Raw genomic sequence first — 24,151 nt, forward strand, 5'->3', positions numbered from 1 at the left:
GAACGGGCACCCGCGCCCAGGCCCGGCCTCAGGGCGTGGTCAGGCCGAACCAGTACTCGAAGGTGTCCAGCAGCCCGTTGAGGGTGTCGAGGGCGTCGATGGTGCCGGTGACCACCGTGAGATCGCCGTCGGCCACGAGCCGCTCGGGGGTGGTGGCGCCGACGGCGAGGCCGTTCAGGCCCTCACGGGTGACCGTGTAGGTGGCGTCGGCGCCCTCGGGCGCGGGGGCCGGGGTGTAGACGAGGACCCCGTTGCGCAGCTGGACGGTGCACCGGTCGGGGTCGCCCGACAGGCCGCCGGTGACGGTGAAGCCGAGGGTGAGCGGCGAGGCCGCGGCCCCGGGGCCGTCGAGGCGGATGCCCACGTAGTCGAAGAGCATCTCCAGCGTCATGGCGGCCAGGACCGGGCCGGTGATGATCTGCGGCGACGGGAGGCCGGGCGGGGTGCCGTCGGCGGGCCGGTTGCGCAGCTCGAAGGCGGCGGCGAGGTAGAAGTTGCGCCAGGGGCCGCTCTCGGCCTGGTAACCGAGCTGCTCCAGGACGTCCGCCTCCAGCTCCCGGGCGGCGCTGTCGGTGGGGTCGGCGAAGACGGCGTGGCTCAGCAGCTCGGCCGCCCACCGGTAGTCCTCCGGGCCCTTCGCGTTCTCGAAGGTCTGCCGGGCGAGGTCCACGACCTTGGCGGCGCCGCCCATCGCGTCGACGTAGCGGGGGCCGGCCTGCTCGGGGGGAAGGGTGTGCAGGTGGGCGGCGTTGCCGTCGTACCAGCCCAGGTAGCGCTGGTAGACGGCCTTGCTGTCATGGCTGACGGTGCCGTAGTAGCCGCGGTTGAACCACTGCCCCGCCAGGCTGTCCGGGATGTCGCCGTCGAGGTCCTCGGCGATCTCCGCCATGGTCAGGCCCTGGTTGGCCAGCCGCAGCGACTGGTCGTGGAGGTAGCGGTACAGGTCGGCCTGGCTCAGGAGGAAGGAGACGATCGCGTCGGGGTCCCCGGCGCTGTTCCAGCGCGGCCAGAAGTGGCTGGCGAACAGGGTGTCGGAGCGGTCCGCGAACCACTCGACGGACTGCCGCAGGTACTCCGACCACGACTTGGCGTCCCGCACCTGGGCCCCGCGCAGGCTGTAGAGGTTGTGCAGGGTCGGGGTGGCGTTCTCGGCCGTGCACAGCGCCCGCACGTCGGGCAGGTAGAAGTTCATCTCCGCCGGGGCCTCGGTGCCCGGGGTGAGCTGGAACTCCAGCTTCACCGGGCCGAAGGACACCGCGTTGCCCCGCACCGCGACGTCCGAGGTGACCGTGAACGTCGGGGCCAGCAGCCCCGAGGCGCCGGCCGAGTTGGTCTTGCCCAGCCCGGCGTCGACCTGCCCCTGCGCGGAGCGCTCCAGCAGCGTCCCGTACATGAACAGCGCCCGGCGCTGCATCGCGTTGCCGGCGTACACGTTCTCGCTCACCGCGTGCTCCAGGAACCCGTCCGGGGCGATGACGTCCACACCGGCGGGCAGCACACCGCCGTCGAACAGGCCGAGCACGCCGCCGTAGTGGTCGATGTGGGAGTGGGTGAACAGCACCGCGCAGATCTCGCGGTCCTGCCCGCGGTGCGCCCGGTAGAGGTCCAGCGCCGCGCCCGCGCACTCCTCGCTGATCAGCGGGTCCACCACCACGATCCTCGGGTCGGCCCCGGTGGGGTCCTCCAGGAAGGTGATGTTGGACAGGTCCATGCCGCGGACCTGGTAGACGGCGTCCCCGACGACCTCGAACAGGCCGGTGTTCATGTTCAGCAGCGCGTTGCGCCACAGGCTCGGGTTGACGGTGTCGGGCGCCTGCCCGGTCAGGAACGCGTACGGAGCCAGGCTCCACGCCGGCACGCCGGCGCCCGTCCGCTCCACGGTGAAGTCCGCGGGCAGGGCCTCGATCAGACCCCGGGAGGCGAAGGCCGCCTCCGGGTCCCGGTCCGGGGACGGGACGACGACCGCGGCGTTCAGATCCGCCGTCAGCGGCGTCGCCGGCCGGGGCTCGCGGGGCGTGGAATCGGTCAAGGGTCTTTCCTCTCGTACGGCCGGGGGCAGGCCCGGCACGGACTGGGTCACCCGTGCGACTACCGCCGACCGCTCACGGAACGGAATCGAACAGACGCTCACCGTGATCAGTCGGCGCACAGATCATCGCAGTCCGTGACAGCCGCCACCAGAGCCAGAACCGGCCACACCGCGAACCGGCCACACCCCACACCACCCCCGGCCGGCCAGACCTCCCGCTCGCGCGAGCCCCCTGGCCCGCACGCCCGCTCCGGACGAGGATGGCCGTCGAGCACAGGAACCGGCCCGCATCCGGGGGAGGACGACGACGTGCCGCTGCGCATCCACTTCACCATGGAGGACCTCGCACGCACCCGCATCGCCGACGGACCCGCACCCTGCATCGAACTGAGCACCGCGGCACGGCAACTGCAGGAACGCACGCACCCCGTACGGCTCGGAGCCTGGCGCCACCGCACCCTGTCCGCCCTGCGACCCGCCTCGCGCATGGTCTTCGCCCTCATGCCCCGGCGCGGACGGATCACCGACTTCCTGAGCGGCACCGACAGCACGAGCGGCACGAGCGGCACCGGCGGCGCGACACCCGCCGACCTGATCGAACAGATCCGTGCCACACCCCGCAGCCGCCTACGGGCCAGCCTGGAACACACGGCCCGCCACCAGCCCCTGCCCCCGTGGGCCCACCGGCTGCCCGACGACCCCCTGCTCCTGCGGCAGTTGTGCGACAGCCTGGAACACGTGGCCGACCACGCCCTCATCCCGCACTGGCAGGAGATCCAGGCCATGACCGCGGCCGACGCCACCGTGCGAGCCCGCCAGATGCTCGGCGGCGGCGTCGAAACCCTCCTCGCCCGCCTCAACCCCCGGCGGGTGCGCTGGCGGGCACCCGTACTGGAGATCGCGATACTCTCCGGCCTCGACGCCGACGTGCACCTGACCGGACAGGGGCTGCTGCTCCAGCCGTCGGTGTTCGCCGTCGAGGCCCCGATCCTCAACCTCGACGCGCTGCCGCAACCCGTCCTCGCCTACCCGGTGGCCCCACTCCAGGACACCACGGCCGCACCGCTGTTCGCGCCCCTCCCCGCCGCCGCCGCAGCAGCCGGCGGCGGAGGCGGCGGCCGGACGGCAACGGCACCCGACGCCGTCGCCTCCGTGCTCGGCCACACCCGGGCCGCGGTGCTCACCGCCATCGCCCGCCACCCGGGCTGCTCGACCCGGCAACTCGCCGCGCTCCTCGGCATCGCCAAGGCCAGCGCCAGCGAGCACGCCACCACACTGCGCGCCGCCGGCCTCATCGACACCCGCCGCGAGCGCCAGACGGCCGCCCACGTCGTCACCCCCACGGGCATCGCGCTGCTCAACGCCCCCCGCGCACGGCCCTGACCGGCGTAGGCGATTCCCGCAGCCGCCCCGTCATCGATCCCGAGTGCGCGCCCGGCCGCTCCTGAGCGGTCCGCCGTCCCCGGGGGATCCCGGACCCTGAGCAGCACGGGTCGACCTCCAGCAGGTCGCCATCATGCCGACCGGCCAGACCAGCTGACGGCACGCCGTCCGCGGGCCCGCCGTGACCGGCGGGCCCCCGGCAGTGGCGCCCCCCGGTCACGGCCCCGCCCGGCTTCCGGCACCGTCCAGGCCCGCGCACGAGCCTCCCCCGTCCGTCCGGCAGCGCCCTTCGTATCGGAACCGCGGACCGGTACTCGGGCGTCCGACTTCCCGGGTTGCCGTCGTCCGCCGCAGGGAGGGGTTTCGGATCGTGGGGATCGTTCTGTGGGCAGTGGCCGGGGTGCTGTTCGCGCTGCTACCGCTCGTGCACTGGCTGCTGCGCGCCCGTCCCACGCCGCTGCGGGCGCCGGTCGCCGCCGCGCTCCTGCTCTGGCTCGCGCTGGTGCTCGCGGCGGCGTTCGACCTGATGCGACCGCGCAGCGCGGCGGAGCTCTACCTGCTCTGCATGCCGCTGTCCGAACTGGTCGTGCTGGTCGGAGTGTGGCTGGAGCGGCGGATCGCCGGCCCGCGCACCGAGCGCCCGGCCGGCTGGTCCCGGGCGGCGGGCATCGCCTTCCACAGCCAGCTGGCCCTCGTCCTCACCATGACCCCGCTGCTGGCGCTCGTGGCGTTCCACGAGGCGGAGCTCCCCTCCGGCGAGGCCATGCCGCCGCCGCAGCCCGGCTACACCGTCCTCGACACCGACAAGGGCTGCGGCAACGGCCACGGCGCCACCTGCTGGCGCACGCTCTACCTGGCGGGCCCGCCCGACGTGCCGACGGCAAAGGCCGCCGACCGGCTCCGGCCCCGGCAGCGGTGTGAGACGAACGGCTGGTTGATCGACCGCCGTGACCTGTGCACCGAGGTGAGCACCGACGGCGCCACGATCGTCTACCGCGTCCACCTCGCAGGCGGGCTCTAGGAGTGCTCGGTCAGGACGGGGCCGGCCCGACGAAGCACTCCTAGTAGTAGCCCTTCGAGCCGTCCAGGAGCTCCCGGACGATGTCGGCGTGCCCCGCGTGCCGGCCGGTCTCCTCGACCAGGTGGATCAGCATCCAGCGCAGGTTGGCGCCGCCGGCCCGGTAGCCGGTGTGGCGGCCGACGTCGTCCAGCGAGGCCGCCGCGACGATCTCGTCGCTGCGCGCGCACTGGGCCTCGTACTGCGCGAGCAGTTCGGCGAGCGTGCGTCCCTCCGTGCGCCACTCGGCGTCCTCGTCCGACTCGTCGAACGACGGGTTCTGCTTCTCGTCGCCGCCGAGGAACATCACCTCCAGCCACAGGTGCTCGGTCCAGCGCATGTGGGAGACGAGGCCGGCCATCGTCATCGCGGGCGAGGTCGGCAGGACCGGGCGGTGCGCGTCCTCCTCGCCCAGGCCCTCGCACTTCCAGCGCAGGATCTTGCGTTGCAGGTCCAACCAGCCGACGATCGCGGTGCGTTCGTCCGCCTGGAGCGGGGGGCGTTCAAGTTCCGATGCCATGGTCGTGCACGCTACCGAGGCGCCGTGCCGGGCGCACCGGATTTTGCTCCGGCCGCCCGGCCGACTTCCCGCCCGGCCGGGCGCTACCGGCCGCAGTGGAGGACCCGCAAGCGCCCGGGGGCCGCCGGGTCGCGGTCGACGACCTGGACCGGCGGCCACGCCCACTGCCAGACGCTGCCGCCCGGCGTACGGGAGAACCGGACCGTCCCGCGCGTGCCCTCCACGGCGACGTGCGGCCAGGCCGAGGCGATGCCGGCCCGGTCCGCGCCCTGCGAACGCAGCACCTCGGCCAGGACGGTGACGGTGTCGTACCCCTCGAAGGCGACGAAGGAGGGCGCCTCGCCCAGCCGTTCGCGCAGCGCCGCCTCGACCCGCGCACCCAGCGGGCCGAGGCGCTCGGGCAGGTAGCGCAGGAACGGGACGCCCGCGCCGTCGTCGCCCAGCAGCGCCGCCCACTCGGCGAACTCCGGCTGCCCCGCCGGGGCACCGATGAGGACGTCGGCGAGGCGCGCGTCGCCGCGCACCGCCCTGACGATCGGCACCGACGGCTCCGGGCTGCCGGCCAGCAGCAGCAGGACCGTCGCCCGCTCGCGCACGAGTTCGGCGCACACGGCGTCGGCGGAGAGCGCGCCCGTGTCGAGCTCGACGACGGTGCCGCCGTGCGGAGCCAGGCACTCCCGCAGGATGCGCGTCCCGGCCGCCCAGTAGACGCTCGGCTGGGTGGCCACGGCGATCCGGCGGTGGCCCGCGCCGAGGAGGAAGTCCGCGTAGACGCGCCAGCTGTGCGACTGCGCGGGGCACAGGCGCGCCACCCACGGCGTCGGCTGCTCGGTCAGCGCGTCGAGCACCGCCGACGAGCACAGGTACGGCAGGCCCAGGGCGTCGGCCCGGGCGGCCACCGCGCGGGCGACGACGCTGTGGTACTCCCCGGCCAGGGCGGCCACGCCCAGGTGGGCCAGCTCCTCCACCGCCTCGGCGGCCCGCTGCGGATCGGCCGCGGTGTCCCGCACCAGCAGCTCCAGCGGCCGCCCGCCGATCCCACCGGCCTCGTCGACCTCACGGGCGGCCAGTTCGAGCCCGGCGAGCACGTGCCGGCCCGCCTCGACCCAGCCGGGCCGGGACAACGGAACGAGCGCGCCGATGCGCACCGGCGAAGCGTCAGCGCGCTCCGCCGCGGCCGGTGATGGTGATGTGCTCATGCGCTGGCGCCTCCCGCGTGACGATTCGGTCGTCGCAGGCCGCCCGGACCGCCGAGCCCCCCACGTCGCCCCACGACGGCGAGCGCACCTGCGTGACCATGCGGGCCCATTGCACCCACCACCACCGCCACCGGGCAAGCGGGTTTCCGGTCGCGCTACCGCGAGGCCCGTGGGGCGAGGACGCCCAGGGCGGCGTCGAGCGGCGCCGGGCCCGGCCGCGACGGCCGGCGAACGTCAAGCCGCCGCGGAAGCACCGATCCGGACGCCGAGCAGGGGGCGACGGCAGGGCCGTCCCGGCCCCGCCCAGGCCGCCGCCCCTGGAACCGCCCGCTCACGCCCAGTGCCGACTTCCCCGCGGCCCCCGCCGGTTCACCGGCCGGGCCCGAGAACGCGCTGCGGGGCGACCACCAGGGGCCCTCGGCCGGGTCACGGCCGTGCCCGCGTACGGCGGGCCGGTGAGGGGAGTGGAAAGTCGGCGGGGCCGACTTCCTGTGCGTGGGGCGTCGCCGGGCGGGCCTCGGCGGCGGACCGGTCGTGCGCCGCGAGGGGTTGTCGCCCCTCTCCGGTGGTGCTTCGCTGTCCGTGTCGGCGCCCGCCGCTGGGGCAGGCGGCGAGAACGGGGGAGGTGCCCGCATGCCGGACGTGACCGGCGGGTTCGCGAAGGCGGCCGCGGTGAGTGCCGCCGTGGCGACTGCCGTGCTCGGCCCGGCGACGCCGTCGCACGCGGGCGAGCGGGAAGTGCCGGTGTCCGCCGCCCACGCGGCCCACGGGCTCCCCGCGCCCGTCGAGCCCGTGGCGGAAGCGGACCAGGGGCGCCGGCCGTAGGCCCGTCCGGCCGGGCGGGAGCAGGAAGCCGGCGGGGCCGACTTCCCACTCCGGGCGCCTACTTCTCGATGGTGATGTCCTTGAAGCTGATGACGAAGGCGTCCGGGTCGTCGTCCTCGTCCAGGTGGTAGGTGGTGCTGGCCCAGGCGTCGGCGAGGCGGACCCGGCGGGAGGCCGGGTCGGCGGGGTCGCCGGCGATCAGGACGACGTCCTGGTGGGTGTTGGTGTTCTCGACGTCCTCGACCCAGGTGGTGGTGGCCTCGTGGCGGTCGTCGCCGCGGGTGAGGAGCACGTCGCCCCACAGCGGCACGGGAGCCCTGACGCCGGTGGTGAGGAGGTTGTCGAGGTCGAGTTCGGAGCCGACGAGGGTGAGCTTGGTGACGGAGTCGAGTGTTTCGGCCCGGTTGTCGCCGAGGTCGAGGTGGTAGGTGGTCATGTCTGGATCTCCACGTGGGCGTAGGGCGGGGTCAGTACAGCTCGGGGGAGGTGCGGACGGGGATCCTGACCTTGAGGACGGTGCCGTCGTCGAGGAAGAAGATGACACGGGCGTTGTCGCCGGGGGTGATCAGGCGGGTCGGCTTCTCCAGCATCAGGTGGTACTGGCCCGGCACGAAGGCGAACCCGCCCTTCGCGGAGAGCGTGACCTTGTCCAGCTTGACCATCTTCGAGCTCTCGCTGTCGGTGACGGTCTGGTACATCGTGATGCTCTTGTAGTCGGGGCTCTTGATCTTGGTGATGTCGTAGCGCTTGTCGGCGGAGTTGTCGAGCGTGATGTAGGCCGCGGCCGGCAGGGCGTTCGGCAGCCATCGGACCCAGGCGGACTTGTCCCTGACCTTGACGTCGGTGGTGACCGGCATCTTCATGGGTATCGCTCCCCTCGGCGGGGTCGTCCCTCGACCCGCCCGGCCAGAACATCGCGCGGGTGACCGAGGCACAAGGAAGCCGGGCAGAAGATCACCTGATCTAGTGATTCTCAGTCAAATAGCATGGCCAGTCAGGGATGTTCGACGGACGAGGACCCGGCCGGAGGCGGGGTTGGCCTCCCGGTGCACGGCGAGCACCCGGGCGGGGAGGTCGTCGTCGGCGAGGAACTGCCGTACGGCGGCGGTGGCGTGACCGTTGCCCCGGGCGTCCGCGCGCACGAGGTGGCTGAGCCATCCGGTGCTGCGGGCGGCGAACTCGCCGGTGCGGACGGCGGTGACGAAGGCCTGCCAAGCGGGGGAGGGGAAGAGGAGGGCCGGACCGGAGGGGTCCTTGGAGTCCCGTACGGGCATGACGCCGGCGAAGCCGTCGGCGACCTCGATGCATGCGCCGCCGTCACCGCTGTGCGAACTCTTCCGCCAGGTGGTGATGCGGGTGGTGTCCATCGCGCGCCCTCCTGAAGTCGATCCGCCAACTGGCCATCAGGGCAGGGGAGGAGCGGGAAGCCGGCCACGCCGGCTTCCCGGACGATTCCTAGGAGAACCAGACGGAGAGGCGGGCCGTGGTCGGGGCGACGTCGCAGAAGTAGCTGACCGCCTCCCCACGGGCCACGTAGGCCTTCCCGGCGGCGTCGCACGCGGCGCCGCTCGGGTACATGCCGACGTAGGTGTATCCGGTGGTCCGCGTGGTGGATGCCTGGGCGGCGGGTGCGGCCATCAGGCCGCCCGCGACCGTGAGCATCCCGGCCAGGGCCATGGTGGAAACCGCTTTGCGAAGTGCCATGTCGGTGTCTTCCTCGCTCAGGGGGAGAACGCCGGAGTCCGCTTCCCGGCGCTCGCGGTGAGCCTTCCGGAATCCCGGATTCAGGGCAATGGTAGAGACCAATTTGGCAGAAAACAGTCGACCGCCGCGCAGTCGCGCACGCCTCGGCCCCGCCGCCCCTGGGGTGGGGTGGCGGGGCCGATGGGCGATGGTCAGCGGGCGTCGAACTCGCCGGTGCGGACGGCGGTGACGAAGGCCTGCCAGGCGGGGGAGGGGAAGAGGAGGGCCGGACCGGAGGGGTCCTTGGAGTCCCGTACGGGCATGACGCCGGTGAAGCCGTCGGCGACCTCGATGCACTGGCCGCCGCCTCCTCCACTGTACGAACTCTTCCGCCAGGAAGCCTCCGTCAGGTCGACATCCACTCCAGGTCCCTCCTTGCTGCACGGATGAAAGCCAACGATTCGGCCTGACCAAGGGCCTCGACCGCAAGCCGATCGTAGCTCCTGCTAAGCATGGAAACCGACTTGGTGTCGCGATCGATGTAGCCGCGCTGCTCGACCTCGCCATAAGCGAGCACTTTGCGGTTCGGCATGGTAAGGAGCGTCGCCATGTGAGTGAACGGTCGGAATTCGCCCAGGGAATACGGAACCACCTGGATGACCACGTTGCGGCGGGTGGTCAACTGCTCAAGGTGAAGGAGTTGTTCAACCATGACATCACGTCCACCGATGATTCGCCTGAGACAGCTCTCGTCCAACACCACGTGCAGGAGTGGGGGAGGGGTCCGCTCAAGGACCCGCTGGCGGGCTAGCCGGAACTCGACTCGTTCCTCGGCGAGCTTCTCGCTCGTGTCGGTTTGCCGGGCGTAACCCATTTCGATGGCCGTTGCATAGGCTCGGGTCTGAAGAAGCCCGTTGACGATGTTGACCTCGATGATTCGGATCTGTTCCGCAAGGGCCTCGTAGCCGGCGTACTCCGGGAAGCCTTCCAGGATCGCGGCGTTCTTCAGCTGATACCACATCAGCAGCATGGTGCCGCCCGTGTCGAGCGCGATGTCGGAGAGCTCGGCGAGCTTGCGGCTCGGCGGTCGGTGCGCAAGTTCGATGTACGAGAGGTGCGAGGGGGAGCACCCGATGAGCGGGGCCAGTTCCTCCTGGAGGAGGTCCTTGGCCTCTCGGAAGGCGCGGAGCTGGATTCCGAAGGGCGCCCAGGGGCTCGACTCCGGGTCAACCTTCTTCTTGTTCATGGCAGCCCTCAACTCCCGTGGTGCCTCATGGCAAGTAGCAAGCCACTTCTGATCCTAGGGGGCCTTGCGTCACCATGTGCACAGAACGTGAAACTCCGATCGCAGAGGGTTCCCCTTCTCATGCCCCACGACCAACTCCCTCGCCTCCACGGCTACGGCGTCCGCTGGGACGCCGCCGCCGACCGTTACCGGGTCCGCAACGAGATCACCGGCGAATGGCTCCACAGCGCCACCGGCGAGCTCGCCGCCTTCGTCTTCTTCGGGGACGCGTACAGCGCCTGGCGCGCTTTCGAGGTCCACAAGCGGCCCGGGGAGAAGTGAGATGTCCTCCACCCTCTCCCGCGCGACCGCCGAGCAGCGCCGGCAGGCCGCCGACGTCCTCGACGACCTCACCACCGTCCTCGCCCTCGGCGGCGTCAAGCTCCCCACGCTCGAAGTCGACTGGGCCGACGGCCGACAGACGTGCAGCTACCTCCTCCACCTCACCGCCCGCCCGCTCGACCTCCTGCGGATGGTCGACCTGCTGCGCAAGGGCCTGCGCTACGAGCGCCTCACCTTCGACGACTGAAAGCGACCACGCCCGTGCAAGACCCCCGCCTGCTCGCCAAGCCCCCCGTCTGCCGGCTCGGCTGCCTCGTCCTGATCCGCAACCAGCGTGGCGACGTTCTCCTCGTCGACCCCGACTACATGGACGGCATGATCCTGCCCGGCGGCGCCGCCAAGCCCAACGAGCCCCCGCACCGTGCGGCCGCCCGCCACCTGCACGCCGAGACCGGGCTGATCGTCCGTCTCACCGACGTCCTCGCCGTCGACTTCACCCCCGCCGACCGCCACCTGGAGCGCCTCACCCTGGTGTTCGACGGCGGCACCGTCCCCGACGGCACCCGCATCACCGTCCCCGCGCAGCGCCAGAGCGGACTGCTCGGGGCCCGCTTCGTCCCCGCCCGCGGCCTGCCCGACGTCATGGCCCCCTCCCAGGCCGCCCGCGCCGCCGAGGCCCTCGCCGGCCGCTCCCTGCCCGCCCTCCTCCACGGCCAGCGGGCCGCCTGACCCGCCGCATGCCCCGGCCCGGCGCGGACCCCCCGCGCCGGGCCGGGGCGTCCTGCGTCAGTTCCTCGAGGCGCTGCGGCAGGCGTCCGCCGCGACGACGGCGGGGACGTAGTCGACCCGCAGGAGGTGGTAACAGGTCCGGAACGCGTCCTCGCCGCCGGCCTCGCCGGCCCGGCAGGCGTCCTCCACCAGCTCCTTGTCCGAGCCCGGGGCCTTCTCCAGCACGTGGCGGGAGCAATTCTGCGAGCTGGCGCTCGCGGTCGGGGCGGCGGCGATGAGGCCGCCCAGGGCGAGGGGGAGGGCGCAGCCGGTGGCGGCGATTCGTCGGACCAGCTTCATAGTGATCAGATCCTCTCGGATGACAGGGGATTGGCCGGCCGAAAGGAGCATGATCCGCCCACGGACACCGGCCCGGGACATGCATACCGGACCACGCGCCGTGCCCGTCCGGACGCCGCGCCGACACCCGATCGAGATCACCCGAAGACGAGGAGGAGTCGTAGCGCGAGAGGCGGCCGCCGTCCTGGCAGGATGACGGGATGGAACGAGTGCTGGGAATCGGCGGGTACTTCCTGCGGGCCGCCGACCCCGCGGCGCTGAGCGCCTGGTACCGCGACTGCCTGGGGCTGGACGCCGACGAGCACGGCCTCTGGCAGCAGGAGACCGGGCCGACGGTCTTCGCCGCCTTCGAGTCCGGGACCGACTACTTCGGCTCCCGCACCCAGCAGACCATGCTCAACTTCCGCGTCCGCGACCTCGAGGCGATGCTCGCCCAGCTGCGCGCCCGGGGGGCGGACGTGGCCGAGGAGACCCAGGAGATGGCGGGCGTCGGCCGGTTCGGCTGGGTCACCGACCCCGAGGGCAACCGGATCGAGCTCTGGCAGCCCGCCTGACCGGTCCGGTTCGAGGCGATCATCTCCCTTACCCCGTAGGGGAGATGAGGGTTCTCTGAGGGTGCTGTATCAGGGAGACCCCGGATGCCGGATGCGGCCCCCGGGCCCGAGACTCGGTCCATGCGCATCACACGGGCCGGCTGGGCCGTCATGACGGTGCTCTCCACACTCATCGTCGCCGCCTCCGCCAATTACCTCAGCTTCGATCCGGGGGCGTTCTTCACGCGGCAGCGCGCCACCTACCTGAGCCACGAACTGCCGCTCTACGTCCACATCTTCGGCGCGCTCGTCGCTCTGCTGGTGGGGCCGTGGCAGTTCTCCCGCCGCCTGCGGGAGCGCCGGCCGCGCCTGCACCGCCGCATCGGCGTCACCTACCTGCTCGGCTGCCTGGTCGGCGGTGTGGGGGCGCTGCTGATGGCGCCGGTCGCGTACGGGGGTGCGGTGACCGGGGCCGGCTTCGCCTGCCTGGCCGTGTCCTGGCTGGTGACCGGCGGCGCGGGGCTGCGGGCGATACTCGACGGGCGGGTGATCGACCACCGCCGCTGGATGATCCGCAGCTTCGCGCTCACCTTCGCCGCCGTCACCCTGCGGCTCATGCTGGTCGTCGTCGCGGTCGCGCACCTGGACTTCCGCACCTCCTACACCGCCATCGCCTGGCTGTGCTGGGTGCCCAACCTGCTACTGGCCTGCTGGTTCACCCGCCGCCGCCCCGGCCCGGAGGCCGGCGCGGAGACCCGGGCGGAGAGCGGGGCGGCGGCGTGAGCAGGGCTCAGGCGCGGGTGCAGGCGTGGGTGGTGGTGCCGCCCGAGGTGTGGACGACGCGCAGGACGCCGCCCGCGTAGGTGGTCGCCGCTGCCGGTGCCGGTCTCGCCGACGGGGCCCGGAGGGCCTCGGGCGGGCGCTCGCCGGCCGGTTGCGCGGGCCGATCGAGGTGACGGCTGCTCATGTTCTACCCGTCGGCCCCGCGTTGACCGAGCGGGGGAGTGCGGCCCTCGTTAGCCCGCGCGGGCACCGGGGTTCCTCCGCCCGGGTAGCCGGAGGTTCCATCCGGCGGCGGGCCAGGTGGTTCGGGTACGGATCGGGGGCGACGCGGGAGCAGCCCACCGTCGACCCACGCCCGACCCCCACCCTTCAGGAGGCCGCCATGGCCCGTACGAAACCCCTCGTCCTGACCGCCCTGACCGCCGTCACCGTCCTGGCCGCGAGTGCCGCCGTCGCCTTCGCCGACGACAAGCCCGCCGTCAAGCCGAGCGTCGTCGTCGCCCACGACGAGGCCGTCGCCGACCCGTCGATGCTGGCCGCACACACCCCGGTCTTCGGCGACCCCGTCGACGTGCCCGCGGGCGGCCACGGGCTCGCCACCGCGACCTGTCCCTCCGGCCAGGTGCCCACCGGCGGCGGCGGCCAGACCAGCGCCTTCGACATCTTCTTCACCGACTCCTACCCGAGTGGCAGCTCCTGGGTCATCCGCGGCACCAACACCGGCACCGTGAACCAGTCCATCTCGGCGAACGCCGTCTGCACCACCCCCTGACCCTCGGGCTCGAACGGCCCGGGCCCGCCTTCCGGGGGCCCGGGCCGTCGCGTGCGCCGCGGGCGGTGGCTACTTCGCCGGCAGCAGCCCGAGGTCCGAGACCGGCCCGAGGTGGGCGAGCTTGTCCGGGTCGGACACGGCGCGCACCGCCCGCACCGCGCCGTCGGCGTCGATGTCCAGCCCGATGACGCCGGCCACCCGCTGCTCGGCGTCGTACACCACCGCGCCCGGGCGGCCGTTGACCAGGGCCGGGGCGAGGCGCGCGCCCAGGCGCCGGACGCGGCGCAGGCCGCCGGCGAGCAGCCGGGCGACACGGCGCACGTAGGCCTCGCGGCGCACCCGGGCGGACTTCAGGTGGTTGACGCCCAGGCGGGTGACGGGCCGTGGTCAGGTACGCCTTCGGGTCGGTGATCACGGTGCCGGCCCGGTCGGCGCGGGTGAGGCCGAGGAAGGTGTCCTGGACGAGGTCCTCGGCGTCGCCGACCGAACCCGTCATCCCGTAGGCGATGGAGACCAGCAGCGGACGGTAACCGGCCGCGCCCGCCACATCCGTCTAACTCACCGCGGACCCCCTGTCCTGACCGTGGACCCCCTGTCCCGATCACGGGCCGGCAGGCTACTGCGATCCCTGCCCCGGCCCGCGCGCGGGTGGGTGTGGCGCAGGTCACGGCGCACCGGCGGCCGGGGGATGTCACAAAGCGGCGGGCCGTCCTGTCTTCAAGGGCAGCAACGGGACACCGACCGAGGAGCACACCATGGAACCCCGCCTGAACCCCTTCACCAGCCCGGTCATGGGCAAGGTCTTCAAGCACTTCATCGCGGCCAACAAGCCGATCGCCGAGTCGAGCCTGCCGTACGCCGTCCAGGAGCTGGTGCGGATGCGCGTCAGCCAGATCAACGGCTGCGCCGCCTGCATCGACATGCACTTCAAGGAGGCCGTCCACGCCGGGGAGGACCCGGTGCGCCTCAACCTGGTCGCCACCTGGCGCGAGGCCACCGTGTTCAGCGACGCCGAGCGCGCCGCACTGGAACTCGCCGAGGAGGCCACCCGGATCGCCGACGCGGCCGGCGGGGTGAGCGACGAGGTGTGGGCGAACGCCGCCAAGCACTACGACGAGGAGCAGCTCGCGGCGCTGGTCTGCGTGATAGCGATCATCAACGCCTTCAACCGGGCCAACGTGATGACCCGCCAGCCCGGCGGCGGCTACGAGGTCGGCATGTACGAGCACTGACCGGCCACGGGCGCACCCCGTCCCCAACCGGCCGGGCGGGTAGGGCCGGTGGGGAGGTCGGGGCCGCCCGACGGTACGGCCGCCGCGTACCCGCGGCGGCGCCGCACCGCCCGGCGGCCCCGGCCGGAACGGGCCGGAACGGGTCGGCCTCTTACTCGAACGGGTGAACATCACCGGCGCTTCCCGGCCAACCCGGCCCCCGGCGCGGGCGCGGGCTGTCACGATCTTCGTTGTTCGTGCCCCGCGCCCGACCGATGCCGTGAGAGGGAGAAACCCATGTCCGAGGAGACGACGCGCCGGATCGTCCTGGTCCGCCACGCCAAGGCCGAGCACCCCGACGACGTGGACGACCACGAGCGCCCGCTCGCCGCGCGGGGCCGCAAGGACGCCCCGGTGGCCGGTCGTTGGCTGGCCGGCGCGGGCATCACCCCCGACCTCGCGCTGGTGTCCACCGCCCTGCGCACCCGCGAGACCTGGCAGCTCCTGGCCGCCGAGCTGGCGGCCCGGCCGAAGGCCGTCTTCGAGGATCGCCTGTACGACGCGAGCCTCGGCGAACACATCGCGGTCCTCAACGAGACCTCCGACGAGGTGCGGGACCTGCTCCTGGTCGGCCACAACCCCGGCGTCCACGCGCTGGCCGACGCCCTGGCCGGCGAGGCGGAGGGCGACCTGCTGGCGCGGATGAACCGCTCCGGCTTCCCGACGGCCGCCATCGCCGTCCTGACCTTCGAGGGCAGCTGGAAGGCCGTCGAGCACGGAGCCGCCCGGCTCACCGCCTTCTGGGCGCCGCACGCCTGAGGTCCGCCGCCCGGCCCGGCCCGAACGCCGAAGGGCCGCCCGGTGGTTGGCCGGGCGGGCCCACCGGACGGCGGTGGGGTCAGCGGCGCGGGCCGGCGACGTGGTCGCTCGGCGCGATGACGGTGATCTCGATCCGGCCGTGCCCGTCCTCCCGGCCCGCGACGCCCCGGCAGCCCTCGTGGTCCAGGCCGTGGACCGCGGTGTCCTCCGCGGCGGGCATCAGGCCGAGGTCGCCGTCGGTGCAGAAGTGGCCGAGGTGGCCGAGGTGGGCGCGCAGTCCGGGATGCTCGATGATGGCGAGCGACCGCGTCCAGTCCTCCTCGGGTTCGGCCGTGAAGGGCGTCAGGTCCTCGGGGCCGCGGCCGGTGTCCAGGGCCGCGCGCAGGGCGTCCAGGAGGGTGCCGTCGCAGACGACTTCCCGACTTCCCGACTTCCCGGTGCCCCGACTTCCCGGTGCCCCGACTTCCCGGTGCCCCGGCGGCCCGGTGCCCCGGTGGACCGGGCGGCATGGCGCGGCGGTGCGCCGGCGCCGGGGGATCAGCCCAGCACCGCCGCCACCGTCCGCGGCGTCCAGTGCCCGGCCGCGCCCGGCCGGGTGGCGAGGTAGCCGGCCGCGCGCCAGGGGCCCCAGCCGTGGGACTCGGCCAGCCCGGCGGCCAGGGTGCGCAGGTAGGGCGGGGTGGGGGCGTTGAGCTCGGCGCCGGCCGCGCCCTGGGGGGCGGTGAAGGTCAGTATCGGGTGGCCGTCCGACTCGCCGACGTACAGCAGGGTTTCGTAGCGGCCCGGCCCCAGTTCGGTGCGTCCGGTGGTGAGGACCGGGGTGAGGTCGAGGTCGGTGCCGGGGGAGCGGCGCATCTCCTGGGCGGCGATGTCACTGAACTGACCGACCGTCACCAGATAGGCGCGGCAGGGGACTTCTCCGGACAGGGTGGGGTCGTAGAAGGCCGAGCCGCCGCCCCAGGTGAGCGAGTGCCCGGCGAAGTAGAGCGAGCCCGGCAGCGCGGTGGCCACCGCCCGGCGCGGGGGGCGCGGATCGCGGCAGCCGGGCTGGGTCTGCGCTCCGCCGTCCGGGCGCCCGCCGCGCAGGTAGCAGGCGAGGCGGGCGGCGTGCAGGTTCGAGCCGTACGCCACGTACCAGACGAGCGCGCTCCCGCCCCGGCCGGCAGTGCCGCTCCCGTCCCGCCCGGAAGTGCCGTCCCGGGCCCGGCCGTCATCAGCGGAATTCCAGCCCGAAGAACCCTCGCCCGGCCCGTTCACAGAACGGAGCCGCGGTGAGGGGCGCGAAAGACTCCCACACGAAGATGGGAAAACCGTGAACAGCCCGATGATCCGACCGGAACCCCCCGATTCGGTAGCGACCCCCGCGCCACCTGTAGCGTTCCCGTCGCCATGGCGTTCGTCACCCTGCCCTCTCCCGTCGCGCTGTTCCGGTATTCGGCGCTTACTCTTCACCAGCGGAAACGAGCGAAAACCCGCGAAATGACATTCGATTCATACCGTTGCCGCCCCTGGGTGGCAGCAATGATGAGAATTTCCTTTGATCGAATCTCCGCTGCATCCAGCCGACTCCCAGCGGAGTCATGGTGAGTGGGCGCTCCTCCCGCAGGTGACCACCACGTCACCGAGCATCACCCCGCCACACCCGACGCCAGCCCGCGACACACCCGTGCGCGCCCCGCCCCCAGGACCCGGAGCCAAGGAAACCCATCGATGGACGCACGCCACGACCCGGCAGGCCCCGGCACGCTGCACCGCCCCCACCCCGGCCCCGCGGCCGGCCGGCCGGTGGCCCGGGCCGCCGACCCCCGCAGCCTGCTCGACATCCTCGCCGCCACCGCCGACGCGCACCCCCACGCGCCCGCACTCGACACCGGCGACACCGTCCTCGACTACCGCGCCCTGCTCCACGAGGTCGACACCCTCGCCGCAGCGCTGGCCGCCCACGGCATCGGCCGCGGCGACCGGGTCGGCGTGCGCATCCCCTCCGGCACCGCCGACCTCTACGTCTCCATCCTCGCCGTCATGCGCTGCGGCGCCGCCTACGTCCCCGTCGACGCCGACGACCCCGACGAACGCGCCGAGACGATCTGGCAGGACGCCGCCGTCTGCGCCGTCCTCGGCCCCGGCCGCACCCCGCACACCACGCACGCCGCCGCCCGCCCCGGCGGCCGTCCCGCCTGGCCCACCCCGCCCGACGACGCGTGGATCATCTTCACCTCCGGCACCACCGGCCGCCCCAAGGGCGTCGCCGTCACCCACCGCTGCGCCGCCGCCTTCGTCGACGCCGAGGCCCGCCTCTTCCTGACGCACCGGCCCCTGGGCCCCGGCGACCGCGTCCTGGCCGGCCTCTCCGTGGCCTTCGACGCCTCCTGCGAGGAGATGTGGCTCGCCTGGCGCCACGGCGCCTGCCTCGTCCCCGCCCCCCGCGCCCTGGTCAAGGCCGGCACCGACCTCGGCCCCTGGCTCGTGACCCGACGCATCACCGCCGTCTCCACCGTCCCCACCCTGCTCGCCCTGTGGCCGCAGGAATGCCTGGACGCCGTACGCCTGATCATCGTCGGCGGCGAGGCCTGCCCCGCCGAACTCGTCGAGCGCCTCGCCACCGGCGGCCGCGAGTTCTGGAACACCTACGGCCCCACCGAGACCACCGTCGTCGCCACCGCCGCCCGCCTGCTCCCCGGCCGGCCCGTACGCATCGGCACCCCCCTCGACGGCTGGGAGATCGCCGTCGTCGACCAGGCCGGAAACCCCGTCCCCTGGTACGAGAGCGGCGAACTGCTCATCACCGGCGTCGGCACCGCCCGCTACCTCGACCCCGCCAAGGACGCCGAGAAGTTCAGCGCCCACCCCGCCCTCACCTCACCCCGCGTCTACCGCAGCGGCGACCTCGTGCGCAACGACCCCGAAGGCCTCGTCTTCCTCGGCCGCGCCGACGACCAGGTCAAACTCGGCGGCCGCCGCATCGAACTCGGCGAGATCGACGCCGCCCTCCAGGCCCTGCCCCACGTGCGCGCCGCCGCCGCGGCCGTCCGCAGGACCCCCGCCGGCGCCGACCTGCTCGTCGGCTACCTCGTCGCCCGGCCCGGCACCACCCCCGACCTCACCACCGCCCGCCACCAGCTGCTCGAACGCCTGCCCGCTCCACTGGTGCCCGTCCTCGCCCTCGTCGACTCCCTGCCCACCCGCACCTCCGGCAAGGTCGACCGCAACGCCCTGCCCTGGCCGCTGCCCACCACCGGAACCGTTTCCGCCGCGCAGACCCTGGACGGCACCGCCGGCCGCCTCGCCCGCCACTGGGAACGCCTGCTCGGCGTCACCCCCGGCCCGGACGACGACTTCTTCGCCCTCGGCGGCTCCAGCCTCACCGCCGCCCGCCTCGTCTCCGAACTGCGCACCCGCCACCACGGCGTCTCCGTCGCCGACCTGTACGCCCACCCCGTCCTCACCGACCTCGCCGACCACCTCGACACCCTCACCCCCACCAACCCACCCGAAAGCCCCGAGGGAACCACCCCCGAGGACACCGTCGCCACCGCCGCCGTGCGCCCCCGCACCGTGCACCGCACCCCCCGCAGCGCCGGCCTGTGGCAGACCCTCCTGCTCCTCGGCATGTTCTCCCTCGCCGGACTGCGCTGGATCCTCCTGCTCATCGCCCTCGACAACCTCACCGGCAACCACCTCGCCTGGGCCCCCCACAGCCCCTGGTGGCCCGTCGCCACCGGCCTGCTCCTCCTCTACAGCGCCCCCGGCCGCACCCTGCTCGCCGCCGCCGGCGCCCGCCTGCTCACCGCCGGCATCCGCCCCGGCAGCCACCCCCGCGGCGGCCACGTCCACCTGCGCCTGTGGGCCGCCGAACGCCACACCGCCATGTTCGGCACCGCCGCCCTCGCCGGCACCCCCTGGGCCTCCCGCTACGCCAGAGCCCTCGGCTGCCGCGTCGGCCCCGGCGTCCACCTCCACACCCTGCCCCCCGTCACCGGCCTCGCCCGCATCGGTGCCCACGCCTGCGTCGAACCCGAAGCCGACCTCGCCGGCTGGTGGCTCGACGGCGACACCCTCCACCTCGGCCGCATCGACATCGGCGAAGGCGCCCGCATCGGCCACCGCGCCACCCTCATGCCCGGCGCCCGCATCGGCGCCCGCGCCGAGATCGCCCCCGGCTCCTGCGTCACCGCCACCACCCCCGTCCCACCCGGCGCACACTGGACCGGCTCCCCGGCCCGCCCCGCCACCGAAGCCCCCGCCCACTGGCCCACCACCGACAACGCCCCCGCCCCCCGCGCCTCCCGCGCCTGGAACCTCGCCTACGGCGCCGGCTTCGCCCTCTTCGGCCTCGTCCCGATCATCGCCGCCCTGCCCGCCCTGCTCATCGTCTACCCGATGATCGACACCGACGCCACCCTGTCCGGCGCCCTCCTGCGACTCCTGCCCGCCACCATCCCCCTCGCCGCCCTCACCCTCCTGTGCTACGCCACCCTCATAGCGCTCCTCGTCCGCCTCCTCTCCCGCCCGCTGCGCCCCGGCTTCCACCCCGCCACCGGCCGCGTCGCCTTCTGCGCCTGGGCCGTCAGCCGCCTCAGCGACACCGCCCGACGCACCCTCTTCCCCTTCTACGCCAGCCTCTTCACCCCCGTGTGGCTGCGCCTGCTCGGCGCCCGCGTCGGACGCCGCGTCGAAGCCTCCACCGTCCTCGCCCTGCCCGGCCTGATGCGCGTCGACGACGGCGCCTTCCTCGCCGACGACACCCTCGTCGCCCCCTACGAACTGCGCGGCGGCTGGATCCACCTCGGCCCCGCCCACGTCGGACGACGCTCCTTCGTCGGCAACTCCGGCATCGTCGGCCCCGACCGCCACCTGCCCGCGGGCTCCCTCGTCGGCGTCCTGTCCGACACCCCCGCCCACGCCCCCGAAGGCTCCTCCTGGCTCGGCCGCCCCGCCTTCGCCCTGCCCCGCGTCGCCGACACCGGCACCGAAGGCCGCACCTACGACCCGCCCCGGCGCCTGATGTGGGCACGCGCCGGCGTCGAACTGTGCCGACTGCTGCCCATCGTCCTCGCCGCCCTGCTCGGCGACCTCGTCCTCGCCGCCCTCCAGGAACTGCGCGACGACTACGGCCTGGGCACCGCCCTCGCCACCGCCGGACTCGTCCTGATCGCCGCCGCCGTCACCGCCTGCGCCGTCACCACCGCCGCCAAATGGCTGCTCGTCGGACGCTTCCGCGTCGCCGAACACCCCCTGTGGTCCTCCTTCGTATGGCGCAACGAGCTCTACGACACCTTCGTCGAGGAACTCGCCATGCCCTTCGGCGGCCACACCATCACCGGCACCCCCTACCTCAACGCGTGGCTGCGCACCCTCGGCGCCCGCATCGGACGCGGCGTGTGGTGCGAGACCCACTGGCTGCCCGAGACCGACCTGGTCACCGTCGAAGCCGGCGCCAGCGTCAACCGCGGCACCGTGCTCCAGACCCACCTCTTCCACGACCGCGTCATGCGCCTGGGCCCCGTCCACCTCGCCGCCGGCTCCACCACCGGCCCGCACTCCATCGTGCTGCTCAACTCCTCCCTCGGCGCCGGCACCACCGTCGGCCCCGCCTCCCTCGTCATGCGCGGCGAGAACGTCCCCGGCGGCGGGCGCTGGCTCGGCAACCCCGTCGCCGCCTGGAACGCCGACCCCACCCCGCCCGCCGGACGGCGCCGCCGACGCCGGACCACCGCCGGGGTGTGACGGACCGTGCGACGGACCGCGTGGCGGGCTGTGTGACGCGGATCACCTTCTCGGGGCGATGAGTCGGCGGTGCGGTCACGGTCCACCCTCGTGACCGCACCGCACCGCTTCGCTCCGCCCCGCCGGAAGGACCCGCTCATGACCGCCACCCCCGCCGTGAAGACCGCCACTGCGACGACCGCCACTGCGACGACCGCCACTGCGACGACCGCCGCCGTGAAGGGCCCCGCCTCCTACTTCCCCTCCATCGAGAAGAAGTACGGCCGCCCGATCGAGGAGTGGAAGGACCTCATCCGCACCTCCCCGCTCACCAAGCACATGGAACTCGTCGCCTGGCTCAAGACCGAGCACGGCCTCGGCCACGGCCACGCCAACGCCCTCGTCGCCCACACCCTCGCCGAGAAGGCCGCCTGAGAACGTGTCGGCATCGACGGGCTCCGCGCCGGGGCGCAGCATGATTCCGTGACCGCGTCGCACGGACGCGGTGCGAGCGGAAGGACGACCATGACGAGCACGCGCGGCCGCATCGCCGCCCTGCTGGGCGCCCTCGCGGTGGTCGCCGGCACCACCCTGGCCACCCCCGCCGTCGCCTCCACCCGGGCCCCGGCCCCGGCCCCAGCCGGAGCCCCGTCCGGCGCCGGAGCCGGCGGGGGAGCGGGCGGGATCACCGGGCAGGCACCCTGCCCGGACACACCCGAGTTCACCTGCGCAACCCTCACCGTCCCGCTCGACCACAGCGGCGCCACCCCCGGCACCCTGGACCTCGCGGTGGCCCTCACCGCCGACACCACGGCACCCAAGGGCGACCTGCTCTTCCTCACCGGCGGCCCCGGCCAGCCCGGAGTCCCGGCCATCAAGCGCATGGCCGACACACTGGAGCCCGTCCTCAAGGACTACCGCCTCGTCATGTTCGACCAGCGCGGCACCGGCCGGGGCGCACTCCGATGCCCCGGCCTCCAGGAGGACATGGGCTCCTCCGACCTCGCCCGACCGCGCGAACAGTCCATCGCCGACTGCGCCGCCGCCCTCGGCCCCGACGCCCGCCTCTACAGCACCGCGGACACCGTCGCCGACATCGACCAGCTGCGCCGCGCCCTCGGCGCCCGGCGCCTGACCCTGGACGGCGTCTCGTACGGCAGCTTCGTCGCCGAACGCTACGCGCTCGCCCACCCGGCGCACGTGGCCCGCCTGGTGCTCGACTCGGTGGCGCCGCCCCAGGGCTTCGACCCCCTCGACCTGGCCGCGCTGCCCGCCACCGCCCGCGTCCTGCGGGCCGCCTGCCAGGCCACCGGCTGCACCACCGACCCGGCCGCCGACCTCGCCGCCACCGTGCGGCGCTACGGCAACGGGGCGCAGATCCTGAGCGCCCTCACCGGCTACGAGTTCATCGACCCCGACTACGCAGGGGTCCCGGAGATCCTGCACGAGGCCGCCGCCGGGCAGAGCGCGAAGCTCCGGGAGTTCTTCGACCTCGTCCACCGGGAGGTCGACGCCGCCTCGGCCGAGGAGCTCAGCCAGGGCCTGCACTCCGCCGCCCTGTGCGCCGACTCGCGCTTCCCCTGGGGCACCACCGACACGCCCGTCGAGGGCCGCGCGGCCGCACTGGAACTCACCCGCCGGCGGCTGACCGCCGAGCAGACCTGGCCGTACGACCCCGCCACCGCCACCGGGCTCGGCAGCCTCCTGGTCTGCCTGGACTGGCCGCGCGAACGCGTCCCCCCGGCCCCGCCGGCGCACCGCAGGCTGCCCGACGTACCGGTACTGCTGCTCGGCGGCGACCGCGACCTGGCCACACCGTACGAACTCATCCACCAGAGCGCCGAGTTGGCCCACCACCCGCAGATCGTGATCGTCCCCGGCGCGGCGCACTCGGTGCAGAACCGGGCGGCGAACCCGGCCGGACGACAGGCGGTGTACGACTTCCTGCTGAAGTAGCGCCGGCCGTCGGCGGAGCGGCCCGTCACCGCGGCGCGCAGCGGCCGCCTCGCCGCCGAGCCCGCGAACACGGGCCCACCGCAGGCGAGTCACGGGCGCCGGGCCACGAAGACCGGCTCCCGGCCCGGCCGGTCGGGCCGTCAGCGGTGCGACCAGTACGGGTCGTCCACGGTCGGGGGTATCACGCTCAGCGGGTACGAGTAGGTGGTCGGCCGGCTGCCCGGGTGGGTGGGGGCCTTGCCGTAGACCTCGGTGCCGGCGTAGTGGACGCCGTCCACGGAGGCCTCCAGGCTCACGCCCGGGGTGTCCATCTCCAGGGTGATGAAGACGCCGTCGGGCGAGGTGGCGGAGATCCGGCGCTCGTCGGTCACGAAGGTGTGGGTGTTGGCGCCGACGGAGTTCTGGAAGGGGCCCACGTCGTAGCCGTTCGCCTTCCAGAACCGGGCGAGCTGGTCGGCGAGGAGCTCGTACTTCGACCGGTCGACCCGGGTCTGGAGCGACCACGTCCGGTACACGGTGGAGGTCGGCATCGGCTCGCCGTCCCAGTGGGCCGGGTCGCGGACGACGTAGTACCAGCCGTCGCAGTGTGCGATCTGCGGGGTGATGGCACCGGCGGCGCCTTCGAGGGCGCTCTGGATGCCGTCCCGGGCCTTTGCGGCGTCCGTGCCGGGATCGTCGTGCCGGGCGACCGGGCCGTAGCCGTTGTCGAAGAGCCACGACCCGGTCGCGGCCGTGCCGATCAGGAGAAGAAGGAGCACGACGCCGAGAACGGCCGGCCACCTGCGGGCCGTGGTGCGGTCACTGGTCTTCACTTGCATCCCCCCGAGTCGGCGCCGATCGTCCTGCCGGCCTTGATCACGAGGCTACGGACGGGCGGCCCGGCGGACCTGAGCACGAATACTCAGATCCGGGCCCGGGAGCGGCAGGCGGGCAGTACGGCGGTCAGCGCCGACCGTCACCCAGGACCGGCTCGGCCCCGCCACCATGGTCGCGGGCAAGGCCACCGCCGCCTCGCTCGGTCTGCACTCCTCGGCCTGCGT

At 73.6% G+C, this 24,151-nt stretch carries 29 protein-coding genes and 1 pseudogene; 14 read left to right on the plus strand and 16 right to left on the minus strand.

The genetic code is table 11. From position 1 onward, the window contains the following. Positions 1-28 precede the first annotated feature (28 nt). Positions 29-2,029: an alkyl sulfatase dimerization domain-containing protein gene (locus ABZ449_RS28810; protein WP_360351848.1), complete on the minus strand. Its 2,001-nt coding sequence runs from the start codon at positions 2,027-2,029 to the stop codon at positions 29-31. 309 nt (positions 2,030-2,338) lie between these two features. Here ABZ449_RS28810 and ABZ449_RS28815 point away from each other — a divergent pair, with 309 nt between their 5' ends. Together ABZ449_RS28815 and ABZ449_RS28820 are read left to right on the plus strand one after the other, a co-directional pair. Continuing rightward, a complete protein-coding gene (locus ABZ449_RS28815) occupies positions 2,339-3,412 on the plus strand; it encodes a helix-turn-helix domain-containing protein (protein WP_360351851.1) in 1,074 nt (357 codons plus the stop codon). 370 nt (positions 3,413-3,782) lie between these two features. Then, positions 3,783-4,433: a hypothetical protein gene (locus tag ABZ449_RS28820; protein ID WP_360351853.1), complete on the plus strand. Its 651-nt coding sequence runs from the start codon at positions 3,783-3,785 to the stop codon at positions 4,431-4,433. Between the two features lie 40 nt (positions 4,434-4,473). Here the strand turns inward: ABZ449_RS28820 and ABZ449_RS28825 are convergent, their stop codons facing one another. Together ABZ449_RS28825 and ABZ449_RS28830 are read right to left on the minus strand one after the other, a co-directional pair. After that, entirely contained in the window at positions 4,474-4,989 is a 516-nt protein-coding gene (locus ABZ449_RS28825; RefSeq protein ID WP_360351856.1) for a DinB family protein, read from the minus strand. Positions 4,990-5,072: 83 nt separating this feature from the next. Then, positions 5,073-6,188, minus strand: coding sequence for an ABC transporter substrate-binding protein (locus ABZ449_RS28830; RefSeq protein WP_360351858.1), 1,116 nt, complete (start codon positions 6,186-6,188; stop codon positions 5,073-5,075). A gap of 633 nt (positions 6,189-6,821) precedes the next feature. On the opposite strand from ABZ449_RS28830, the gene ABZ449_RS28835 reads away from it, so the two are divergent. Next, the gene (locus ABZ449_RS28835; RefSeq protein ID WP_360351861.1) at positions 6,822-7,013 is read left to right on the plus strand and encodes a hypothetical protein; all 192 of its coding nucleotides are present in this window, start codon (positions 6,822-6,824) and stop codon (positions 7,011-7,013) included. Between the two features lie 58 nt (positions 7,014-7,071). Here ABZ449_RS28835 and ABZ449_RS28840 read toward each other — a convergent pair whose 3' ends face one another. The 6 genes from ABZ449_RS28840 to ABZ449_RS28865 form a co-directional block, all read right to left on the minus strand. After that, positions 7,072-7,449: a hypothetical protein gene (locus ABZ449_RS28840; RefSeq protein WP_360351863.1), complete on the minus strand. Its 378-nt coding sequence runs from the start codon at positions 7,447-7,449 to the stop codon at positions 7,072-7,074. Between the two features lie 31 nt (positions 7,450-7,480). Then, on the minus strand, positions 7,481-7,876 hold the full coding sequence (locus ABZ449_RS28845; RefSeq protein ID WP_360351866.1) for a copper chaperone PCu(A)C: 396 nt from the start codon (positions 7,874-7,876) through the stop codon (positions 7,481-7,483). Between the two features lie 114 nt (positions 7,877-7,990). Then, complete coding sequence (locus tag ABZ449_RS28850; protein WP_360351869.1) at positions 7,991-8,380, minus strand: DUF397 domain-containing protein; 390 nt, start codon at positions 8,378-8,380, stop codon at positions 7,991-7,993. A gap of 88 nt (positions 8,381-8,468) precedes the next feature. Next, positions 8,469-8,717: a hypothetical protein gene (locus ABZ449_RS28855; protein WP_360351871.1), complete on the minus strand. Its 249-nt coding sequence runs from the start codon at positions 8,715-8,717 to the stop codon at positions 8,469-8,471. Positions 8,718-8,908: 191 nt separating this feature from the next. Beyond that, entirely contained in the window at positions 8,909-9,118 is a 210-nt protein-coding gene (locus tag ABZ449_RS28860) for a DUF397 domain-containing protein (RefSeq protein WP_360351873.1), read from the minus strand. Beyond that, positions 9,103-9,942, minus strand: a complete 840-nt coding sequence (locus ABZ449_RS28865) for a helix-turn-helix transcriptional regulator (protein WP_360351876.1) — start codon at positions 9,940-9,942, stop codon at positions 9,103-9,105. The genes ABZ449_RS28860 and ABZ449_RS28865 overlap by 16 nt, the downstream gene beginning before the upstream one ends. A 120-nt stretch (positions 9,943-10,062) precedes the next feature. Between ABZ449_RS28865 and ABZ449_RS28870 the strand changes: the two genes are divergently transcribed. From ABZ449_RS28870 to ABZ449_RS28880, 3 genes are read left to right on the plus strand one after another with little or no spacing between them, the layout of a single operon-like run. Beyond that, positions 10,063-10,263: a hypothetical protein gene (locus ABZ449_RS28870; RefSeq protein WP_360351878.1), complete on the plus strand. Its 201-nt coding sequence runs from the start codon at positions 10,063-10,065 to the stop codon at positions 10,261-10,263. Between the two features lies 1 nt (position 10,264). Continuing rightward, entirely contained in the window at positions 10,265-10,510 is a 246-nt protein-coding gene (locus tag ABZ449_RS28875) for a hypothetical protein (protein ID WP_360351881.1), read from the plus strand. 14 nt (positions 10,511-10,524) lie between these two features. Continuing rightward, entirely contained in the window at positions 10,525-10,992 is a 468-nt protein-coding gene (locus ABZ449_RS28880) for an NUDIX domain-containing protein (protein WP_360351884.1), read from the plus strand. A 57-nt stretch (positions 10,993-11,049) separates the two neighbouring features. On the opposite strand, the gene ABZ449_RS28885 is transcribed toward ABZ449_RS28880, so the two are convergent. Next, positions 11,050-11,331, minus strand: coding sequence for a hypothetical protein (locus tag ABZ449_RS28885; protein ID WP_360351886.1), 282 nt, complete (start codon positions 11,329-11,331; stop codon positions 11,050-11,052). 200 nt (positions 11,332-11,531) lie between these two features. Here ABZ449_RS28885 and ABZ449_RS28890 point away from each other — a divergent pair, with 200 nt between their 5' ends. Both ABZ449_RS28890 and ABZ449_RS28895 read left to right on the plus strand, forming a co-directional pair. Beyond that, positions 11,532-11,885, plus strand: a complete 354-nt coding sequence (locus ABZ449_RS28890; protein WP_360351889.1) for a VOC family protein — start codon at positions 11,532-11,534, stop codon at positions 11,883-11,885. Positions 11,886-12,005: 120 nt separating this feature from the next. Continuing rightward, complete coding sequence (locus tag ABZ449_RS28895; RefSeq protein ID WP_360351892.1) at positions 12,006-12,647, plus strand: DUF2306 domain-containing protein; 642 nt, start codon at positions 12,006-12,008, stop codon at positions 12,645-12,647. A 7-nt stretch (positions 12,648-12,654) separates the two neighbouring features. Here the strand turns inward: ABZ449_RS28895 and ABZ449_RS28900 are convergent, their stop codons facing one another. Further along, positions 12,655-12,831, minus strand: a complete 177-nt coding sequence (locus tag ABZ449_RS28900) for a hypothetical protein (RefSeq protein ID WP_360351894.1) — start codon at positions 12,829-12,831, stop codon at positions 12,655-12,657. Between the two features lie 198 nt (positions 12,832-13,029). On the opposite strand from ABZ449_RS28900, the gene ABZ449_RS28905 reads away from it, so the two are divergent. Beyond that, positions 13,030-13,419, plus strand: coding sequence for a hypothetical protein (locus tag ABZ449_RS28905; RefSeq protein ID WP_360351897.1), 390 nt, complete (start codon positions 13,030-13,032; stop codon positions 13,417-13,419). A gap of 69 nt (positions 13,420-13,488) precedes the next feature. Here ABZ449_RS28905 and ABZ449_RS28910 read toward each other — a convergent pair whose 3' ends face one another. Further along, entirely contained in the window at positions 13,489-13,758 is a 270-nt protein-coding gene (locus ABZ449_RS28910) for a hypothetical protein (protein WP_360351900.1), read from the minus strand. 103 nt (positions 13,759-13,861) lie between these two features. Then, positions 13,862-13,915: pseudogene (locus ABZ449_RS28915) on the minus strand (hypothetical protein); the annotation flags it as partial. Between the two features lie 259 nt (positions 13,916-14,174). Here ABZ449_RS28915 and ABZ449_RS28920 point away from each other — a divergent pair. Continuing rightward, positions 14,175-14,651, plus strand: coding sequence for a carboxymuconolactone decarboxylase family protein (locus ABZ449_RS28920; protein WP_360351902.1), 477 nt, complete (start codon positions 14,175-14,177; stop codon positions 14,649-14,651). Between the two features lie 276 nt (positions 14,652-14,927). After that, positions 14,928-15,449 carry a histidine phosphatase family protein gene (locus ABZ449_RS28925; protein WP_360351905.1) on the plus strand — a complete coding sequence of 174 codons (522 nt, stop codon included), beginning with the start codon at positions 14,928-14,930 and terminating at the stop codon, positions 15,447-15,449. A 79-nt stretch (positions 15,450-15,528) separates the two neighbouring features. Here the strand turns inward: ABZ449_RS28925 and ABZ449_RS28930 are convergent, their stop codons facing one another. Both ABZ449_RS28930 and ABZ449_RS28935 read right to left on the minus strand, forming a co-directional pair. Then, positions 15,529-15,669, minus strand: coding sequence for a hypothetical protein (locus ABZ449_RS28930; protein WP_360351908.1), 141 nt, complete (start codon positions 15,667-15,669; stop codon positions 15,529-15,531). Between the two features lie 317 nt (positions 15,670-15,986). Continuing rightward, entirely contained in the window at positions 15,987-16,580 is a 594-nt protein-coding gene (locus ABZ449_RS28935) for a histone deacetylase (protein ID WP_360351911.1), read from the minus strand. A 579-nt stretch (positions 16,581-17,159) separates the two neighbouring features. Between ABZ449_RS28935 and ABZ449_RS28940 the strand changes: the two genes are divergently transcribed. From ABZ449_RS28940 to ABZ449_RS28950, 3 genes are all read left to right on the plus strand, one after another. Beyond that, complete coding sequence (locus tag ABZ449_RS28940; RefSeq protein WP_360351914.1) at positions 17,160-21,176, plus strand: Pls/PosA family non-ribosomal peptide synthetase; 4,017 nt, start codon at positions 17,160-17,162, stop codon at positions 21,174-21,176. A gap of 156 nt (positions 21,177-21,332) precedes the next feature. Further along, positions 21,333-21,590, plus strand: coding sequence for a DUF4287 domain-containing protein (locus ABZ449_RS28945; RefSeq protein WP_360351922.1), 258 nt, complete (start codon positions 21,333-21,335; stop codon positions 21,588-21,590). 90 nt (positions 21,591-21,680) lie between these two features. Continuing rightward, a complete protein-coding gene (locus ABZ449_RS28950; protein ID WP_360351917.1) occupies positions 21,681-23,111 on the plus strand; it encodes an alpha/beta fold hydrolase in 1,431 nt (476 codons plus the stop codon). A gap of 140 nt (positions 23,112-23,251) precedes the next feature. Here ABZ449_RS28950 and ABZ449_RS28955 read toward each other — a convergent pair whose 3' ends face one another. Then, positions 23,252-23,923, minus strand: a complete 672-nt coding sequence (locus tag ABZ449_RS28955) for a hypothetical protein (RefSeq protein ID WP_360351919.1) — start codon at positions 23,921-23,923, stop codon at positions 23,252-23,254. Positions 23,924-24,151 lie beyond the last annotated feature (228 nt).

Source organism: Kitasatospora sp. NPDC005856, assembly GCF_040629945.1.
Taxonomy (GTDB): Bacteria; Actinomycetota; Actinomycetes; order Streptomycetales; family Streptomycetaceae; genus Kitasatospora.

Bases quoted from the DNA above. Each gene is read 5' to 3' on its own strand.
- ABZ449_RS28825 (WP_360351856.1), bottom strand. From the start codon at position 4,989: ATGGCATCGGAACTTGAACGCCCCCCGCTCCAGGCGGACGAACGCACC.
- ABZ449_RS28830 (WP_360351858.1), bottom strand. From the start codon at position 6,188: ATGAGCACATCACCATCACCGGCCGCGGCGGAGCGCGCTGACGCTTCG.
- ABZ449_RS28835 (WP_360351861.1), top strand. From the start codon at position 6,822: ATGCCGGACGTGACCGGCGGGTTCGCGAAGGCGGCCGCGGTGAGTGCC.
- ABZ449_RS28840 (WP_360351863.1), bottom strand. From the start codon at position 7,449: ATGACCACCTACCACCTCGACCTCGGCGACAACCGGGCCGAAACACTC.
- ABZ449_RS28845 (WP_360351866.1), bottom strand. From the start codon at position 7,876: ATGAAGATGCCGGTCACCACCGACGTCAAGGTCAGGGACAAGTCCGCC.
- ABZ449_RS28850 (WP_360351869.1), bottom strand. From the start codon at position 8,380: ATGGACACCACCCGCATCACCACCTGGCGGAAGAGTTCGCACAGCGGT.
- ABZ449_RS28855 (WP_360351871.1), bottom strand. From the start codon at position 8,717: ATGGCACTTCGCAAAGCGGTTTCCACCATGGCCCTGGCCGGGATGCTC.
- ABZ449_RS28865 (WP_360351876.1), bottom strand. From the start codon at position 9,942: ATGAACAAGAAGAAGGTTGACCCGGAGTCGAGCCCCTGGGCGCCCTTC.
- ABZ449_RS28870 (WP_360351878.1), top strand. From the start codon at position 10,063: ATGCCCCACGACCAACTCCCTCGCCTCCACGGCTACGGCGTCCGCTGG.
- ABZ449_RS28875 (WP_360351881.1), top strand. From the start codon at position 10,265: ATGTCCTCCACCCTCTCCCGCGCGACCGCCGAGCAGCGCCGGCAGGCC.
- ABZ449_RS28885 (WP_360351886.1), bottom strand. From the start codon at position 11,331: ATGAAGCTGGTCCGACGAATCGCCGCCACCGGCTGCGCCCTCCCCCTC.
- ABZ449_RS28890 (WP_360351889.1), top strand. From the start codon at position 11,532: ATGGAACGAGTGCTGGGAATCGGCGGGTACTTCCTGCGGGCCGCCGAC.
- ABZ449_RS28895 (WP_360351892.1), top strand. From the start codon at position 12,006: ATGCGCATCACACGGGCCGGCTGGGCCGTCATGACGGTGCTCTCCACA.
- ABZ449_RS28900 (WP_360351894.1), bottom strand. From the start codon at position 12,831: ATGAGCAGCCGTCACCTCGATCGGCCCGCGCAACCGGCCGGCGAGCGC.
- ABZ449_RS28905 (WP_360351897.1), top strand. From the start codon at position 13,030: ATGGCCCGTACGAAACCCCTCGTCCTGACCGCCCTGACCGCCGTCACC.
- ABZ449_RS28920 (WP_360351902.1), top strand. From the start codon at position 14,175: ATGGAACCCCGCCTGAACCCCTTCACCAGCCCGGTCATGGGCAAGGTC.
- ABZ449_RS28925 (WP_360351905.1), top strand. From the start codon at position 14,928: ATGTCCGAGGAGACGACGCGCCGGATCGTCCTGGTCCGCCACGCCAAG.
- ABZ449_RS28930 (WP_360351908.1), bottom strand. From the start codon at position 15,669: ATGCCCGCCGCGGAGGACACCGCGGTCCACGGCCTGGACCACGAGGGC.
- ABZ449_RS28940 (WP_360351914.1), top strand. From the start codon at position 17,160: ATGGACGCACGCCACGACCCGGCAGGCCCCGGCACGCTGCACCGCCCC.
- ABZ449_RS28950 (WP_360351917.1), top strand. From the start codon at position 21,681: ATGACGAGCACGCGCGGCCGCATCGCCGCCCTGCTGGGCGCCCTCGCG.